Annotated in this window: 19 protein-coding genes, 1 tRNA gene and 1 other annotated feature; of the genes, 10 read left to right on the top strand and 10 right to left on the bottom strand. The window is 34.9% G+C overall.

Translation table 11 applies throughout. The features are described from left to right. Positions 1–201 precede the first annotated feature (201 nt). Together IV57_RS04590 and IV57_RS04585 are read left to right on the top strand one after the other, a co-directional pair. Positions 202–627 (top strand): LytTR family DNA-binding domain-containing protein, encoded by a 426-nt coding sequence (locus IV57_RS04590; RefSeq protein WP_057880329.1) that lies wholly within the window; start codon positions 202–204, stop codon positions 625–627. After that, entirely contained in the window at positions 627–1043 is a 417-nt protein-coding gene (locus tag IV57_RS04585) for a hypothetical protein (RefSeq protein ID WP_057880328.1), read from the top strand. Before IV57_RS04590 ends, IV57_RS04585 begins: the two co-directional genes overlap by 1 nt. Positions 1044–1091: 48 nt before the next feature. Here IV57_RS04585 and IV57_RS04580 read toward each other — a convergent pair whose 3' ends face one another. From IV57_RS04580 to IV57_RS04570, 3 genes are all read right to left on the bottom strand, one after another. Further along, positions 1092–2561, bottom strand: coding sequence for a serine hydrolase (locus tag IV57_RS04580; protein ID WP_057880327.1), 1470 nt, complete (start codon positions 2559–2561; stop codon positions 1092–1094). 142 nt (positions 2562–2703) lie between these two features. After that, the gene (locus IV57_RS04575; RefSeq protein ID WP_057880326.1) at positions 2704–3153 is read right to left on the bottom strand and encodes a PTS sugar transporter subunit IIA; all 450 of its coding nucleotides are present in this window, start codon (positions 3151–3153) and stop codon (positions 2704–2706) included. A 126-nt stretch (positions 3154–3279) separates the two neighbouring features. Further along, positions 3280–4074, bottom strand: a complete 795-nt coding sequence (locus IV57_RS04570) for an ElyC/SanA/YdcF family protein (RefSeq protein ID WP_057880325.1) — start codon at positions 4072–4074, stop codon at positions 3280–3282. A gap of 165 nt (positions 4075–4239) precedes the next feature. Here IV57_RS04570 and IV57_RS04565 point away from each other — a divergent pair, with 165 nt between their 5' ends. Next, on the top strand, positions 4240–5040 hold the full coding sequence (locus tag IV57_RS04565) for a Cof-type HAD-IIB family hydrolase (protein WP_057880324.1): 801 nt from the start codon (positions 4240–4242) through the stop codon (positions 5038–5040). Between the two features lie 17 nt (positions 5041–5057). Here IV57_RS04565 and IV57_RS04560 read toward each other — a convergent pair whose 3' ends face one another. The 3 genes from IV57_RS04560 to IV57_RS04550 form a co-directional block, all read right to left on the bottom strand. Then, positions 5058–6236, bottom strand: coding sequence for a CynX/NimT family MFS transporter (locus IV57_RS04560; RefSeq protein ID WP_057880323.1), 1179 nt, complete (start codon positions 6234–6236; stop codon positions 5058–5060). 120 nt (positions 6237–6356) lie between these two features. Continuing rightward, complete coding sequence (locus IV57_RS04555; RefSeq protein WP_057880322.1) at positions 6357–6908, bottom strand: TetR/AcrR family transcriptional regulator; 552 nt, start codon at positions 6906–6908, stop codon at positions 6357–6359. A 10-nt stretch (positions 6909–6918) separates the two neighbouring features. Beyond that, on the bottom strand, positions 6919–7392 hold the full coding sequence (locus tag IV57_RS04550; protein WP_057880321.1) for a nucleoside 2-deoxyribosyltransferase: 474 nt from the start codon (positions 7390–7392) through the stop codon (positions 6919–6921). Between the two features lie 424 nt (positions 7393–7816). On the opposite strand from IV57_RS04550, the gene IV57_RS04545 reads away from it, so the two are divergent. Then, entirely contained in the window at positions 7817–8776 is a 960-nt protein-coding gene (locus tag IV57_RS04545) for an ADP-ribosylglycohydrolase family protein (RefSeq protein ID WP_057880320.1), read from the top strand. Positions 8777–8846: 70 nt separating this feature from the next. Here IV57_RS04545 and IV57_RS04540 read toward each other — a convergent pair whose 3' ends face one another. From IV57_RS04540 to IV57_RS04530, 3 genes are read right to left on the bottom strand one after another with little or no spacing between them, the layout of a single operon-like run. Continuing rightward, positions 8847–9701 (bottom strand): amino acid ABC transporter substrate-binding protein, encoded by an 855-nt coding sequence (locus tag IV57_RS04540; RefSeq protein WP_057880319.1) that lies wholly within the window; start codon positions 9699–9701, stop codon positions 8847–8849. Between the two features lie 19 nt (positions 9702–9720). Beyond that, positions 9721–10359, bottom strand: coding sequence for an amino acid ABC transporter ATP-binding protein (locus tag IV57_RS04535; protein ID WP_057880318.1), 639 nt, complete (start codon positions 10357–10359; stop codon positions 9721–9723). A gap of 12 nt (positions 10360–10371) precedes the next feature. Further along, entirely contained in the window at positions 10372–11025 is a 654-nt protein-coding gene (locus IV57_RS04530) for an amino acid ABC transporter permease (RefSeq protein WP_057880317.1), read from the bottom strand. 171 nt (positions 11026–11196) lie between these two features. Continuing rightward, positions 11197–11417 (bottom strand) — a binding site (T-box leader). A gap of 531 nt (positions 11418–11948) precedes the next feature. Between IV57_RS04530 and IV57_RS04525 the strand changes: the two genes are divergently transcribed. Genes IV57_RS04525 through IV57_RS04510 form a run of 4 tightly spaced genes read left to right on the top strand, consistent with a single transcriptional unit; the run spans position 11949 to position 14708 of the window. Then, on the top strand, positions 11949–12266 hold the full coding sequence (locus IV57_RS04525) for a PadR family transcriptional regulator (RefSeq protein WP_057880316.1): 318 nt from the start codon (positions 11949–11951) through the stop codon (positions 12264–12266). Beyond that, the gene (locus IV57_RS04520; RefSeq protein WP_057880315.1) at positions 12256–12918 is read left to right on the top strand and encodes a DUF1700 domain-containing protein; all 663 of its coding nucleotides are present in this window, start codon (positions 12256–12258) and stop codon (positions 12916–12918) included. Before IV57_RS04525 ends, IV57_RS04520 begins: the two co-directional genes overlap by 11 nt. Continuing rightward, positions 12911–13846 carry a DUF4097 family beta strand repeat-containing protein gene (locus tag IV57_RS04515; protein ID WP_083488886.1) on the top strand — a complete coding sequence of 312 codons (936 nt, stop codon included), beginning with the start codon at positions 12911–12913 and terminating at the stop codon, positions 13844–13846. Before IV57_RS04520 ends, IV57_RS04515 begins: the two co-directional genes overlap by 8 nt. Positions 13847–13904: 58 nt before the next feature. Then, the gene (locus tag IV57_RS04510) at positions 13905–14708 is read left to right on the top strand and encodes a DUF975 family protein (RefSeq protein WP_057880313.1); all 804 of its coding nucleotides are present in this window, start codon (positions 13905–13907) and stop codon (positions 14706–14708) included. Between the two features lie 156 nt (positions 14709–14864). Here the strand turns inward: IV57_RS04510 and IV57_RS04505 are convergent, their stop codons facing one another. After that, the gene (locus IV57_RS04505) at positions 14865–15515 is read right to left on the bottom strand and encodes a metal-dependent transcriptional regulator (protein ID WP_057880312.1); all 651 of its coding nucleotides are present in this window, start codon (positions 15513–15515) and stop codon (positions 14865–14867) included. Between the two features lie 159 nt (positions 15516–15674). On the opposite strand from IV57_RS04505, the gene IV57_RS04500 reads away from it, so the two are divergent. Beyond that, on the top strand, positions 15675–16196 hold the full coding sequence (locus tag IV57_RS04500) for an HdeD family acid-resistance protein (RefSeq protein ID WP_057880311.1): 522 nt from the start codon (positions 15675–15677) through the stop codon (positions 16194–16196). A gap of 52 nt (positions 16197–16248) precedes the next feature. Further along, a tRNA-Thr gene (locus IV57_RS04495) sits at positions 16249–16322 on the top strand. The last annotated feature ends 46 nt before the right edge of the window (positions 16323–16368 follow it).

Genomic DNA, 16368 nt, shown 5'->3' with positions numbered 1-16368 from the left:
AATTATACGTATAATATTTTACGAAAGATTACATACCTAATTAATAAACTTTGGAGCTGCCAAGCTTTTTCTTAAACAAAAAATATATTTCAACTATTAAGCCAGTCGAGTTGAAACAAACTGGTAAATTTTGCAAGATATTGAAAATTAATAGCGCCTAAAAATGAATGATGATAAATTAGTTAGCGAAGGGGGCAACCAATGAAAATTAACTATTTATGGGATACCAATTATGCTAAAAATGAGATCCGTGTGCAGCTTCATCCCAGTAACCAAAATTTAAAAATCAATATTACTAGTAAGCAACAACTAGAAGTAATTGATCCGAAGAATCAGCGTCATTTAAACTTAGATCATCAACAAATTTTGTTAATTGAAGCCATGGATAATTTGTCAAAAATCTATACGATTGATAATAGAATTTACTATGTCCGAGGACGTTTGAAAGATTTGGAATATTTAGCAGGAGAGAAGATCTTTCGTATTAATAATTCATTGATTTTGAATTTAAATGAGGTTCAGAGCTTTAAAAGTGGTAAATATGCTCGTTTGGAAGTTCAAACTAATGATGACCAAATTTTTGTGGTCAGTCGTCATTATGCAAAACAAATTCGGGAGATATTATAATGATAAGAGAGTTTAAGAACCGATTTATTCAAGGAAGTTTTTTAACGATAATCTGGTTGATGATTTTAATCAGTTTGACTTTTGGAACGCAGAAAATCGAATTAAATTATTTTTGGAGAATTATTAGAATTGCGATGATGACAGGAGGGCTATTCAGTGTGATGTATACGTATATTTGGAATTATGGAACTTGGACCGCACTAGTTAATATTACTGTGACTTCATTGGTCAATTTTTTTGCTGGAATTTTAGCGATTTATACTTTTTCAAGAGATCTTTTCGGAATTATAATGCCCTATTGGTGGATGATTCTAACGTTGACTGTCGTGTTGCATATTGTGATCTTTTACTTCTGGAGTAGATATCAGAATGGTAAACTAGCAAGCGAATTGAATAGCAAAAAAGTCTCACAATAAGTGAGACTTTTTTTGCTATTCGTTACAGAGTGTTCGCTCCATCAAACTTTAATTATCAAAAACTTTTTTAGCTAAAGCTGCACCTAAATCACCCATAGCATCTTTTTGATCGTCTGTTTTGCCATTTTCAGACATAACGACAATTACAAAAGCTTTTTTACCACGTTTAAAGATAGCAGCATCATTTTGAACACCATATTTATCGTATTCACCGGTTTTGTTATATACCGTTACAACATCAGTATTGATGCGTGATGGCAATTTAGTGTGGTTACTGTCATTTGCCATAATATCTAGCATCTGGTTATCATATTTTTTAGAAACAACATTATGCTGATATAGTTTGGTTAAAAATGTTCCCAGATCTTTGGCTGTAGAGTAATTATCACGGCCTTCATCTAAAGCGTCTTGATCCATTAATTTACGTTGCATATCGGTATGATTTAAATCTAATTTAGTGATTTCCTCATTAACAGCACTCAAACCACCAACCTTATCAGTAATGATGTTAGCAGCGGTGTTATCACTTTGAGTAATCATGTAATTGATCAAATCTTTGTACGTAAGGGAAGTTCCAGATTGCATTGATTGAACAATACCTGTTCCACCAACCTTGTCGTCGTCAGTTAATGTATAACGGTCGGATAACGATAGATCACCATCATCAATTTTTTGAAAAGCTACGGCCATGATGAAAAGTTTAATGTCACTGGCAGCTCGAATCTTAGTGTTCTCTGACATTCCAGAACTGACGTGGTCATTTAAGTTGTAATAGTAGGCGCCGTTAGTACCGGCTAATGATCCTAAATTATCAGCTAAAATACTATGGATTTCGTTTGCTGAGACTGAATCAGTATCAGTATTATCGGAATCAACATTAGTCTTAGTTGTTTTGGGTGTTGTTTTTTGGACGTTAGTGGAATTGTCTGCTTCTTCTTGATTATTCCGATGTAAAGCAAGATAACTACCTCCACCGATGATAAGCACAAGGACAACAATATCGATAATAAATAAATTAGTTCGGTTAGATTGTTTTGGCTTGGAAGTTATTTTTGGTGCTTTTTTAACATCTGAATTGATCTTAGATTCAGATGTATCAGTCTTAGGTTTCAAAGGTTTAGATGTTTCCGGTGTTTTTTGAACGATTGGTTTACGTGGTTCAGGAATGGTTTTATTAGAATTGTTTTGAGTTGTCTTTTTTGTGTCAGCTAATTTTTGTCCACAACTTTCACAAAAAGTAGAGCCTTGTGGATTCTTGTGACCGCATTTGGGGCATTGATAAGGGTCAGGTTTTTGTTCGGACTTAGTTTCTACTATCGCGGGTTTAGTATCTAATTTGAAACTACAATGTTCACAAAATTTAGCACCTGGAATATTTTTGTGACCACATTTAGGACACTTTTGTTGATCATTTTTCGTGATGTCTTCATGTTTGACATCAGCTAGACTGTGACCGCATTTTTCACAAAAACTTGAATCATCAGGGTTCTGATGTTCACATTTAGGACATTTTTTCATTGAATTTCCCCTTGGTATTTAATGAATAATAATTATTTAATAATATATATTATAATACTGATTCCAAGGTTTGAATATCCTAAATTAAGGAAATACCAAAAGCCATCAATTCATATTGAATTGATGGCTTTTGGTGAGAATATTAGTCAGTAAATGATTGGTTTAATTTATTTAGAGCGTTGTCAGTGAATTTGATGTCGTCCAATTGATCAGCTTTTTCATGTAGACCAGTTGTAACTTTATCAGTCATAGCATCAACATCATCTTGTGAGGCGCCATCTGGGAATAAACCGATGATCAAGTAATCAACAGGAACCTTGTCGTTTCCCCAAGCAACAGGTGTCTTGAAGGTTAATAACATTGTGTGAGCACGGCTCTTCTTGTCACTAGTAGCAAACATGAAGACAGCACGGTTCTCAATAATATCATTACCCTGAGCAGCACTAGCAAAAATACTGCTTTGAACGCTTTGTTCATCAATATTGAATTCATCGGCAGCTTTTTGAGCGGCTAATTTTAAAGCACTTAGTTGGTTGTTATCCTTTAATTCGATATTTGCGGTTGTGTGGTTCTTTCTAAAAATTTTAAACATAATAGTGATCTCCCTTGCATTATTTTCTGTAATTCAACGAAGTAATTCGACATGTCTTAACTTCTCTACACAAAGTATGATATTCTATCGAACCCGTTTCATAGCAAGGGAAAAGTTCAAAGTTTTTTAAAAAGAATATTTAGAATTGCTGGGACGGTTGATATCTGGGTATTTGTCGTGTAAATCCTTATAGGCTCTGAGGATGTCTTGAGGGATTTCTATGTGGGAAATAAATCTTTTTCCTAGAGGTCCATAACCGTGTTCATCATCAGTTAAACGAGGAATTTCCCCCATTAATAATGTTAAGTAACGTTCTGGACACCACATATCTATAACTGGCGGCATGAATTCTAAATCATCTTGATGTTGGATTAAATCAGTTTGATAAGTAGCGTAATTAATTACTTTAACATCTGTTCCGACATATTTTCTTAAACAAGCTGACATTCGCCGCTGCATTGTGGCATCTTGAGACAGAATAATAGAAGTAAAGTTAATTTTATTTTCCTTCAATAAAGCAAGTAGGTAAGTAATGTTATTACCACAATTAGTTGATTTGGTTTCTAAGAGATCAGGTTGTAAATTAAAACGTTTCTTGAGTAATGCCGCAAAAATTTCGGCTTCCTGCATTTGTTTAGCGGGGATATCAGGATACTTAGTGATAACTGTTTGTTGAAGGGTAGCCGTGGTATGCCCATAGCCGCCAACTATTAGGTATTTTTTGGCAATATGGTTCTGGATGGCTTGTGCCAAAATATCAACTCCAGAAAGAATGCTGCCACCAAATAGGACGTAAACGTCGGCCTGTTTGATACCAAATTGTTGCTTTAACTCTGTCTGAGTCAAAGATTTAATATCCCGTGGTCCGCAGAATTCTCCTAGTAAATTAATATTAGCAATATCAGTCGTTGATAATTTCATTAGATGCCCCTCCTTAATTGAATTTCTTATAGTGAACACTTTATTTCAAAGTACCGTTTTATTATAAAATCTCTACATTCAGAACACAAAAATAATATATATCTTGTTGTGGTACCCGTTCCATAGCTTAAGATGAAATTTGAATAAGTTGAGGAGGATTCAACGATGATAAGACATATATTTTCTGATATGGATGGAACATTATTAAACAGTACTGGTCATGTTAGTTTCAATAATATTCAAGGAATCAAAAAGAGCGGGATTCCCTTTACTTTAGTATCAGCACGTGCGCCAATGGAAATGGCGGAGACTATTGAAAAATTAAATTTGATTGATCCTCAAATTGCCTTCAACGGTGGATTGATTTTTCAATGGGTACAAAAGGGGCTCAAAGTATTACGTTCTGATCCACTGGATTTGACTGATATTAAGGCCATCGTTCAATTGGTTAAAAAAGATTTTCCAAACGTGAGTTGTAGTTGTTATGATTTGAATAATTGGTACGATGAAAAAGTTGATCGAGGGATTAGGTATGAATCAAAAATGACGGGCCAGTGTCCTAGACTGATCGATTATACGAAATTATTAGTAGCTGATAATTCTTTTTATAAAATTATGTTGATTACATTTGATCCAAATGAAATAGAACGTTTGAATCAGAAACTGATAGATTTGAAACTTGCTGGTATCAGTATAAAGCAATCTGGTAATGAATATTTAGAGATTACGAGTCGAAAGGCTCAGAAGTCTAAAGGCATTCACTACATTCAGAATCTGGAAAAATTAGCAATTGAAGAAATGGCTGCCTTTGGTGATGGTCATAATGATCTACCAATGTTAAAGTCCGTGGGAACGCCTATTGTGATGGGAAATGCTTTACAAGAAATAAAACCACATGGCAAATTTATCACGAAAACAAATGATAATGACGGAGTGATTTTTGGTATTGAAAATTATTTAAAATAAAAAATTGCTGAATAATTTTATTCAGCAATTTTTGCGTGACGAGCAATGAAGACCCCAGATAAGGTTAATAAGACTGACATGATAGCTAAAATAATAATAATTAAATTCCAGGAATTAACTCGGTTTTCAATGTAACCGAACATCACTGGTCCAATAGCGGCTAAAAGATAACCGGCAGATTGAGCCATACCGGAAACTTCGGCGGTTTGGTAAGGATTGGTAGTCTTTTCCGTGAAAAAAATAACGGCCATATTAAAGGCTAAACCGGAACCAAAACCTGTAAGTACGGTGATGATAATTAGAAAAGCTGTGTTATTAGTTGAGATTAAAAATCCCAATGGAGAAATAGCGTAGCCAACTAATAACATTACTAAAAGCCATGTCATACCGTGCTTTTTGATAGATAAGAAAGGTACGATGAATGAACAGGGTAAACCACTTAATTGTAAGATAGTTAATAAATTACTAGCGAGGATTGTACTGATACCATGGTTTTCAAGAATTGAAGGTAACCAAGTTATCATTGAATAGTAGACTAGTGATTGTAAGCCGAAGAAAGCCGTAATCAACCAACCAAGTGACTGATTCCAAACACTGCGATACTTAATAGTTGCTGCTGTTTTAGCGGTGTCACGTTGATTGTATTTTAAATTGGGAATCCAAAAGATCAACGCTACGATGGCCAAGGACGATAGGATTGCCAAAGTCGCCGATAGACTTAATTTAGTGATCAGTATACCTGATAGGGCCGTACCGATGGCACCAATTAATAGCATTGACATGGTGTAAAGACTAGTACCTAAAGGTATTTGTTTTGGTAAATGATCTTTAATTAAGGCAGGAACTAGGACATTTCCACTGTCAATTCCCATACCCGCTAAAAGGGTACCCAACATTAAGGCCCAAACTGTGGGAATGATTCTAAGAAAGCTACCTAGAATTAAAATGACGAAGAAAACGAAAATAGTTAATTCATTACCTAATTTTTTGGCCACTTTAACAATGATGGGTGAAAGAATGGCAAAGGTAACTAGAGGAATTGAGGTTATTAAGCCAGCTAATGATTTAGGAATGCCAAGATTTTTTTCGATGGTACTTAGTAGGGGGGGAATGATCGTAATCGGCAAACGAAGATTAGCTGCTACCAACATCATACTCATTAAAAACCATTTTTTATTTATTTTAGGCGCTTGCATTTAATTCCTCCTTTGTATAAAACAATATTACAAGTGTAACCCCAAATAATATTCGTGCCAAATGGCAACAAAAAAACCAACTATCTATAATTATGAGAAGTTGGTTATGTCTATGAATTATTATTCAGACCATTTAGCAAAGAAATTTTCAGTAAATTCAATAAATTTATCATGAGAAATATTGAAATCATTGTCTTCGAGATATTCCACCAAACCAATCAAACCACCGACGATAAAACTGATCATCAATTCGGGAGCATCAGATTCGGTAATCATTTTGATCAGAGGATCATTTTGACTATCGGAATCTTTACTCTTAGTTTTAACAATATCGTGCAGGATACTGCGAAACTCGGGGTAGAGGTTGGCTTTTGTTTGGTACTGTGGTGAAATATGATGAATAAAACTACTATTTTTTTCCATGAAGTCCGCAATTTGATAAACAATCGTTTTAGCATTGGATGTATTGTTTAGTAGGTCATCCAATAGATATGAAAATACAGCATGAAGTAATGCATATTTATCGCTGAAATAACGATAAAAGGTACTGTGATTGATCAGGGCCTCGTCACAAATATCACCAACAGTGATCTTTTCAAATGGTTTCTTTTGAAGCAAAGAAATCATGGCGGTGATAATTGAATTTTCTGTTCGTTGTGTTACTTGCGACATGACATTCCTCCTAAAGTACCTTTACGTTTTCATAGCGTGTCATTAGTGAATTAAAATCATAATCCTTCAATTCTTGAATACTTTCGTGACCATTAAAGAAGGCAGTTAAACTACCAGCCAACATCAAGTTCAAAGGTTCACTGGTATCATTTCGGACAGCAATAACAGGGACGTTGTTAGCAATCGCGTAACCACATTCCCACATTGTTCCAGAGTCTGGTTCCAATTCATTTTCTTCTATTTTATAGTCTAACATTGCAACTACTACATCTGAAATATTAATGTTATTAATATCATGTTTGTAAACGGCGGTTTGCCATTCAAATGATCCAAACTCAGCTTTAGTATATTCATCCTTGCCTGGTCTGAAAATATCACCAATAGTTGAATTGGCTTCTAGCAATGTTTGGATTTCATCAAGTCGTTTGATTTGTGGTTCACTAAAAAATGGTCCAGCTAAGTAAACACGATTTTTTTTATTCATGGTTGTAATTGGGAACTCCTTTATATTTATACTTTAATTATACTGAAATGTTCGTAAAATGCTCGAAAAAATAAATATTGTTTTCCGAATTAAAACGCAAATTCCTTAAAAATAAAATATGGAAAATAAATTTTAAGCTTTACAAAAAAGCCTTTTCATTTTATTTCGTAGATGATATAACTTTCTTAGGCACGGAGGCAAAATGCTTATGAATAAAAATCTGCGGAGAATTCGCGATGATAAGAAGAAGGTTAGTTTTCTTGCCATGTTTGGTATTTTTCTGGCCTTACTTCTTTTGATTTTTTAGGATTAAACGTGCTTATAGATGGGATAGAAATTATAGTATTCTTAAAATAGAAGACTAAACTTAACTGGGGCTAAATGAAAATTTAGTCTCAGTTTTTTAAACGGGAGATGGAAATTGATGCAGACGTGTCAAATTGAGAATATTTTGTATGCGGGGATCGTAGGAGATGCGATGGGTGTTCCAGTAGAATTTGCCCAACGCGACTCTTATTATATTGATTCAATGATCGATTCTGGAACATGGGAACAACCTAAGGGAAGCTGGTCCGATGACACTTCGTTTACATTACCATTGATGGAAAATTTAACTGATAATGGTGATTATGATCAATTAATGCAAAAGTTCGAGAATTACATGTTTCACAATGAATATACGCCAGATAATTTAGCTTTTGGAATTGGAAATACATGTGCTAAAGCCGTACGAAATTGGTCAGTAAACCGTTATCCGGCACTGGAGTGTGGGGACATGAGCGTTTACGCTAATGGAAATGGAGCTTTGATGCGCTTGGCTCCTTTGGCAATTCATTTGGTGAATGAACCAGATATTGAGAAAAGACTACAGTTGGAACATGATTATACTTGTTTGACGCATCGTCATCCAAGAGCAATTGTGGCTAGTTATATTTATTTAGAAATATTACATGAATTATTAAATGGTCAATCGTTACGAACAGTCTTAAGAAATTTACCCGAACGACTGACTGATGCCTTGAAAGATAGACCGGAAGAATTGGCGGAATTACCACAGTACGCTGCGATGTTTAAGAGTGATTTTTCTTCAACTTTGAGACGGAATATTAAGTCAACCGGATATGTGGTCGACACACTGTTAGCCTGTACCTGGTGTGTTTTAGGTACAACCAGTATTGACAATGCTATTATTTTAGCTGTTAATTTGGGTAGTGATACAGATACCGTAGCCAGTATTGTAGCCACCATGGCAAGTTGTGAATGTTTAAGCGAGCAGGTTAATGATAAGTGGAAGAATCAATTAAGGAACCAAGAGTTATTAAAGAGTATTATTGAACCATTTGCCAATAAAGAGGCACAACATAAAGCATTATTAACTTTGTAGCAGTAAATGAATAGCCATCAATTCCATTTGGAGATTGATGGCTATTTTTGTGAGCAGTTTCTGAAATTTACTATTTTTTAGGTTGAATCAAAGAATTATCAGAATTGCCAAACCATTTTTTGTTGATCTGTTGTAATTCGCCAGTATTGGCCAAATGTTGTAGTCCACAATCGATTTTATTTTTAAGTGTTTTATCGCCTTTACGCATACCAGCGGCAAAATCTTCACCATCGAAACCACCAGTTGTAATGCGATATGAACCGGGGTCCTTTTCTTTACTAATGTAGTAACCAGCATATACACTGTCGATCAAGAGTCCCTGGATCCGGCCATCATCAAGATCCATTAAAGCATTGTTGAAGGAATCGTATAATACGGGATTTTTACCTTTGATGTAGTTTTTTAACATGGTGGGATGTTCATCCAATAAACTGGCACCAGAGGAACTGGTCTGAACCCCAAGTGTTTTATCTTTCATATCAGCAAAAGAAGTAATGTTCTCATTTGTTTTAGTGACCAAGACTTGACGATTAGCCATGTAAGGACGTGAGAAGGCCAATTGTTTCTGACGAGCTGGAGTAATCGTATAACCGTTCCAAATGAGATCAATAGTCCGATTTCTCAGTTCAGTTTCCTTCATGTTCCAATCAATTGGTTGAAAATCAGCTTTGATACCATATTGTTTAAAAACGGCTTTAGCCAAATCAATATCATAACCAACTAATTTACCATTCTTTTCCCGGAACCCCATGGGAACAAAAGTATCATCGAGTCCAATAATCACACGACCACGTTTTTGGATGGAGGACCAAGTATCAGTAGTATTGGCCTCTTGAGCAACTGATTTTTGATTATCGCTGCAGCCAGCTAAGGTTAAGCTAAAGAAGGCTAATAAGCTTAAGAGTATAAATATCTTTTTCTTCATATTATTAATCTCCCTATGATTAATTATTGATTGGTTTAACTTCCAGCAACTGGTCGGCAATTTTTTTAGCAAAATCAGGATCATGAGTAATAACAATTTGTGTAATGCCGGTTTGTTTTAATTCGAGAATTAACTTGGCCACGGTATCACGTAAGCTGGGATCAAGTGCAGATGTTGGTTCATCGTAACAAAGAATTTGTGGTTGCATGGCTAAAGCTCGAGCAATAGCGACACGTTGTTTTTGACCACCAGACAATTCAAAAGGATATTGATTTTGATAGTTAGTAAGTTCCAATTGATTTAATAAGTTATCAACATTCTTTTGCACAGTAGCTTTATCTTGTTTCAAAACCATTTTAGGTGCTAGCGCAATATTTTCCATAACAGATAAATGTGGGAAAAGATTGAAATCTTGGAAAACAACGCCGACAATACGTTCTTTAACGGATTCATCAAAAGGATCAAAAGGTTGATTGTTGAGAATAAATGATCCAGAATCAATTTTTTCAAGGCCAGCAATGCAACGTAATAAGGTTGTTTTACCCGCTCCACTAGGACCGACGATACTAAGAATTGAATTATCTTTAACTTCAAGATTTAAGTTATCAAGGATGGTTTTACCATCAAAACTTTTAGTAATATTTTCTAATTTCAACATGATTGTTCGCTCCTAACGATAATAACTAAAGTGTTTTTCCAATATTTTTAAGGCCCATGTACAGATTAAGGTTAATAGTAAATAGATGATACCAACTAAAACTAAGGGAAGTAAGGTCACATCACGGGAACTGGCGATATTTCCAGCACGTAATAAATCTCCCAAACCAATTACATAAACTAATGATGAATCCTTGACCAAATTGATTACTTCGTTACCGATTGAAGGTAAGACGATTTTGACAACTTGGGTAATGATGATTTTTCTAATTGTTTGCCAATAGTTGAGGCCAAGCACCTTGGCGCCTTCAAATTGTCCTTTGCTGACGGTTCCAAAACCACCACGAAAAATTTCAGCGAAGTAGGCGGTGTAGTTGAGTACGAAGGCAAACAGTGCAGCATCATATCTTTCAAAAACGATATGAGCGAATGGTAGATTAGGAAGACCATAAAAAACAAAAATCAATTGTAATAGCAATGGGGTTCCTCGCATAACCCAGATATAAAACGACAAGATCCAACTGAGTGGCTTGAACTTAGAGCTGCGACCCAATGAAACTAAAATTCCTAGTGGCAATGAGCAAATAATTGTCCAGAAGAAAACTTTTAAAGTCATTGCAGTACCGCTTAGTAGTGACGGTAAAATTTCAAAGATATAGTTCATCATAATTTTTCTCCCCTTTTCAAATATAAAAAAGACGTCCATTAGCAAATAAATGCTAAAGGACGTCTTGACGTGGTTCCACCTCGAGTTTGTTAATATCTCACAATATCAACCTCAAAAAGTTATTGTAAAGAAGTTTCCTGTGAATAAAAAAGCCCTCTCAGTCAAAATGACTAAGAGGGCGACTATTCGCGGTACCACCTCTGGTTTCTAATATCTCACGATACTAGACTCATGAAGTTACAATAACTTCAGCTGTAACGGTGCTACCGAAATGACCTACTTGATTCAATCATTCAACTTACAGATGTGTTTCACCAAGGACTAGATCAACTCTCACCATCGTTGACTCTCTGGACTAGTTTGCTCGATTACTCTTCTGTCGTCGTTTTTATACTTGTTTAAAATGTTGAAGTTATCGTACGACCTAAAACTAATTCTGTCAAGCATTTTTATAAAGGCAATCATGTTTTTTAGATGCCACTCTCCACAAAAATTGAAATCGGCCGGAACATAGTGGGCACGACTTTGAGCCAACGAAAATCATGTTGTCTTAAAGTTCGGCCTTATTCTAAACCAGTGGGGTACGCTGACTTAGAATAATTTCACTACTGAGCCGATTTCGATTTCTGTTCCGAGTTAGTGAATTGTTTTTGATTCAATACCTCTATGACAAATTAGAAAGTCTATGTTTTATTTTTTATTAAATAAGTTAGAAATTACTTGATGATTATTGAATAATAAATGGATTTATTAGTATGCCCCCTTTATTAATTACGTTAGAACATAATAGTTTAATTGATAGATACAAATAGCGAATGCAGTATCCTTAAAAACTAACCAAAATTGACACAAACTATTATCTATATTATATTATTAGTTAAATGATATTATACGTCGTATAGTATTAGAAATGAGGTGGTTATATGGCAATTCAAGTATCAACTGAGATTCTTGAAGGTTCAGTCTTAGCTCTGCTAACTAACGAAGATTACTACGGTTATGCGATAACTCGTGAGATTAAAAAGATTTTTCCGATTTCAGAATCGACCATGTATCCAATTTTACGTCGACTCAAAAAGGAAGATTGGTTAAGTACTTACGATGAGGCTTATGAGGGTCGCAATCGTCGTTATTACAAAATTACCGATTTAGGTAAAACACGTTTAGAAGAAATTAGAAGTAACTGGCAGGAATTAAAGGCAGCCACGGATGCTATCTTGGAGGGGAAAAATGAAGAATAAAGCAAGTGATTCTTATATTGACGAGTTTGAAATCTATTTACATCAATTAAGTGCAAAAGAACAACAAGAGGTTGTTGAATTCTATCGTGAATATATTATTGACGCTAATCTGACAACTTCAGATACCATTATTAATGAATTGGGTACACCAAAGCATTTAGCTAGAAAAGTTCTGGCTGATTATTCTATTAAAATGTCGGAGGAAAATTATCAAAATGTTAATAATGGTCAAACTACCAGCAATGAACGTTTCAAAAAGAATTTAGGAATGATTGGTTTGGTTTTATTAGCTTTGATGGCTTCACCTATTGCAATTCCAATTGCTTTAATTATTATCCTGATGTTAGCTTTGGTAATTGGTTTAGGAATCTTCTTTATTCTTTTATTCCTATTCCTAGTGGCAATGTCAGTAGTTGGTGGAATTGGGGCTATTTTTGTAGGATTGTCAGTTATCTTTAGTTCGTTCGGAACTACATTATTTTATGTTGGAGCTGGACTCTTAATCCTAGGAGTGGACTTCTTCTTGATTCCGGTCATCTTTGCGTTATTTAAATGGTTCTTCAGTGTGATTGTGATTTTCTTCCGTTGGTTAGGTAAAAAATTATTGCACGGTAGGAAAACACCAATGAAGGGGGATAAAGAAAATGCGTAAGTATTTTGTAACAGGTTTTTACCTGCTAATAGTCGGTGGTATATTGCTCCTTGGAGGTTTTGTAATGGGTGGCAATAGATCAGTTATTTGGGACCATGGTTTCAAGGTGGCCCAAAAAATGGACGAAACATATCCTTTATCAAACTTTAATAATATTTACATTGAAGGTCGAGACACAAACGTCAATCTTAAATTAGGAGACCGTTATAAGATTCATGTTGATGGAGATAAATCACAGGTTCCAACTTATAAAGTGAAAGACGGAACATTAACCATTTCTGGTGGAGAACAAAAGAATGATAAAATTGGAGTTAATGTTTTAGGCAGAACTCAGATCACCGTTACTATTCCTATGAATAAAGCTTTGAATAATGTTAACGTTCGTTTGGCTGATGGAACGATGCGTATTAATGATGTAACGATTGATCATTTGGTGAAAACACCTAACGATATGGACTATGACTCTAGCCTGTATTTGAATGATGTAACGGTGCATAACCTGGATAAAATTAATTTGTATAACGATACTTTGGGAATGAATAATTCTAAAATCAGCAATATGACTTTGATAGCTAGTGCTGATTCAATTATCAAGGCTGACAGTAGTACGATTACTAACTCTAATATCAATTTGGATGAATCTTCCTTAAACATTAAACAGTCTAATCTTGATTCTATTAAGTCTTTGGCGAATCACAGTAAAGTTAGTTTAACTAAAACGACACTGATGAATCAGAATAAATTCCGCTTATTGACCGGGGGGCGTTTTACTGGAAATTCTTTGACTGTTGATGGTTTAGACCTAACAACTGAAAAGGGGATTGTCCGATATTTTGATAAGAGTTATGGGAATAATTATCAGGACAGAACCGACGCGACTAACCTGTTAGATGTCAAAGCAACGAAGAGTTCAATAACTATTAAGTAATTAGGTTGTTATAACTATCTTTGTTATAATGGCGTTATTGCAATTGTGAGGGATATTGATGAATAACGCTAACTATAATCGAATATCTGCCTTGGAAATTAGACGAGAGGCCCATCAGGCTTTTAGAAAAGATATTAAAGGAAATATTTCCCTTAACGTAATTCCAATTCTATTGAGATTCTTGGCAGTATATTTTGGACTAAAAATCTATACCAGTTGGATGGCCAATTTACATGTTAATTTGGCCGATCCAGAACAGGCCAGCCGACGTTTGGCTGAAATTTCAACCAATATGGCTAATGACCCTAGTACTTTAGATAAGTACATGTTGACTTTAACGCCACAAACCAGTGTGGCTGTTTATGCCTTTATGTTTTTCTTTATTATGATCTGTGTTGGTGTTGCTTACACTTTGATTGATAAATTGCGTCAACCGGACTATCAGATTAATGCTTTGAGGGATGTTTTTCGAGCTTTTTCAGGTAAATACTTTTTCCCAATGTTATTTATTACGGCATTGTTTGGACTCTTCTTGGAAGCTGGGTTTATGTTATATATCATTCCAGGAATCTGGTTCTTTCTGATTTTCTCGCAAGTCTTTCTAGTTTTTAAAGATGACGTTGAGAATCAAGGAAAGTGGACGTTGCGTATGGCTTTTTCAAGCTTTAGCCGTAGTTCAGTCTTGATGCGTGGTTACAAGTGGACTTACTTTTCACTCTGTTTGGAATTTTTCTTTTGGGAAATTTTGAATGCTTTCACCCATGAATTGTTATCGATTTGGTTACAACCTTATGAACAATTAGTGATGGCGGTCTTTTATCAAAAGGTTTTGGAAAATAATCAAAAGAATCAAGCAGCATAATATTAACGTATAGTAAATACAGTTTTTCGTTTAAACAAAATATCCCGTCAATTCAGATTTGAATTGACGGGATATTTTTGTATATTCTTAAGATCATTAGTTAAATAGTTGGTCCTATCACTAGAACTGAAACCAACAAATACAATATGAAACTAATTATCTATTTTCGACGAAGATATAATCAATGGCCTTGGCACCAATAGTAATCTTTGTTCCATCATCTTTGGTTACAACTAAGGAATTATCAAACTTTTCATGTTTGACAACTTCAATAATGTCATCAATTTCAAGATTCAAACTTCCAAAATATTGAAGGAAGTCATAATTATCAGAAACACGTACAATTTGAACTCTGGCACCATCAGGAATCATACTGAGTAATTTATCATCCGCGTCAGTTTCACCTTGACCGTTTCCAGGGATAATACCACCATGTGGGCAACGTTGTGGGTGACCTAGGAAATCATTCAAGTGATCAACTAAATCGTCATCAGATGAGTGTTCTAGGGCATCAGCGTTATGATGCACATTGTCGACTGGATATTTAAGGTTCTCATGCAAAAATACTTCCCACAAACGATGAGTACGGACCAATTTTTCGGAAACCTTGTTTCCTTTAGGGGTCAACACGATCTTATTGTAAGGAGAGTGAGTTAAATATCCTTCACTGGCCAACGCATTCAACATTTCAGTAACCGACGGAGCGGAAACATTCATGATCTCAGAAATACGTTTATTAGTTATTTTTGTAAAATCATAATTCAATTCATAAATCGTTTTAAGATAATTTTCTTTGTTAGGGGACAATTTTGCTACCTTTCGTTTAGCCTAATAATATTATTAGCCATTCTATTATAGCGCATATCATTCAACTTTGATAAGCCATAATGTTAAAATGATTTTGAGTGAGGGAATAGCAAGGCTTTGATACTATTCAGAGCTTATATAAGAGAGGGAGGGATTTTTATGAGCGAACCAAAACGTCGTTTTGACTGGTTTGGATTTATTATTGGATTAATATCTCTATATGCTGGTTATTTAGTTCTTTGGTATCCATTAAAGAGTTTATCAACCATTGCCATCGTTTTTGGAATCTTTGTTATTTTGCGAGGTGTCTATCAACTGTGGTTCGGATCACAAATGACTAAGTTTTTGGGAGTTCGAAGTGGCTGGACGATTTTTACAGCCATTGTAAATATTATTATCGGTATAATTTTTGTATCACACGTGCATGTGGGAGTGGCAGTAGTCATTTATATGTTTGCCATCTGGTTCTTATTGGATGCTGTTTTTCAAATCTTTACATCACGTTTTTATCACTTCTTTGGTAAAAAGTATTATATCTTGATCGTGATCTTAGCATGTTTGAATTTGTTATTTGCGTTCATCTTATTATTTAATCCAGTTTTGGCAGGTAGCTTTATCGTCTTCATGTTGGCATTTTTCTTCTTTGCCACAGGGATTTCCGAATTAATTGAAGCATTTTAATTAAAAGCATTTTCTACAGGTAATAAATTTGCTAAAATGTAGAAAGTGTCTTGCCGTCTTAGCTCAGATAGGTAGAGCATCACCATGGTAAGGTGGGGGTCGTCGGTTCAAATCCGATAGACGGCTTATCCAAGAGTTTACAATTAAATTTAAAATGGTTTTGAATGCTTAT

The sequence above is a fragment of the Companilactobacillus kimchiensis genome (assembly GCF_001438805.1).
GTDB classification, from domain to species: domain Bacteria; phylum Bacillota; class Bacilli; order Lactobacillales; family Lactobacillaceae; genus Companilactobacillus; species Companilactobacillus kimchiensis.
Note: the sequence above shows the minus strand (reverse complement) of the source record. Positions and strands in the feature narration are given on the sequence as shown.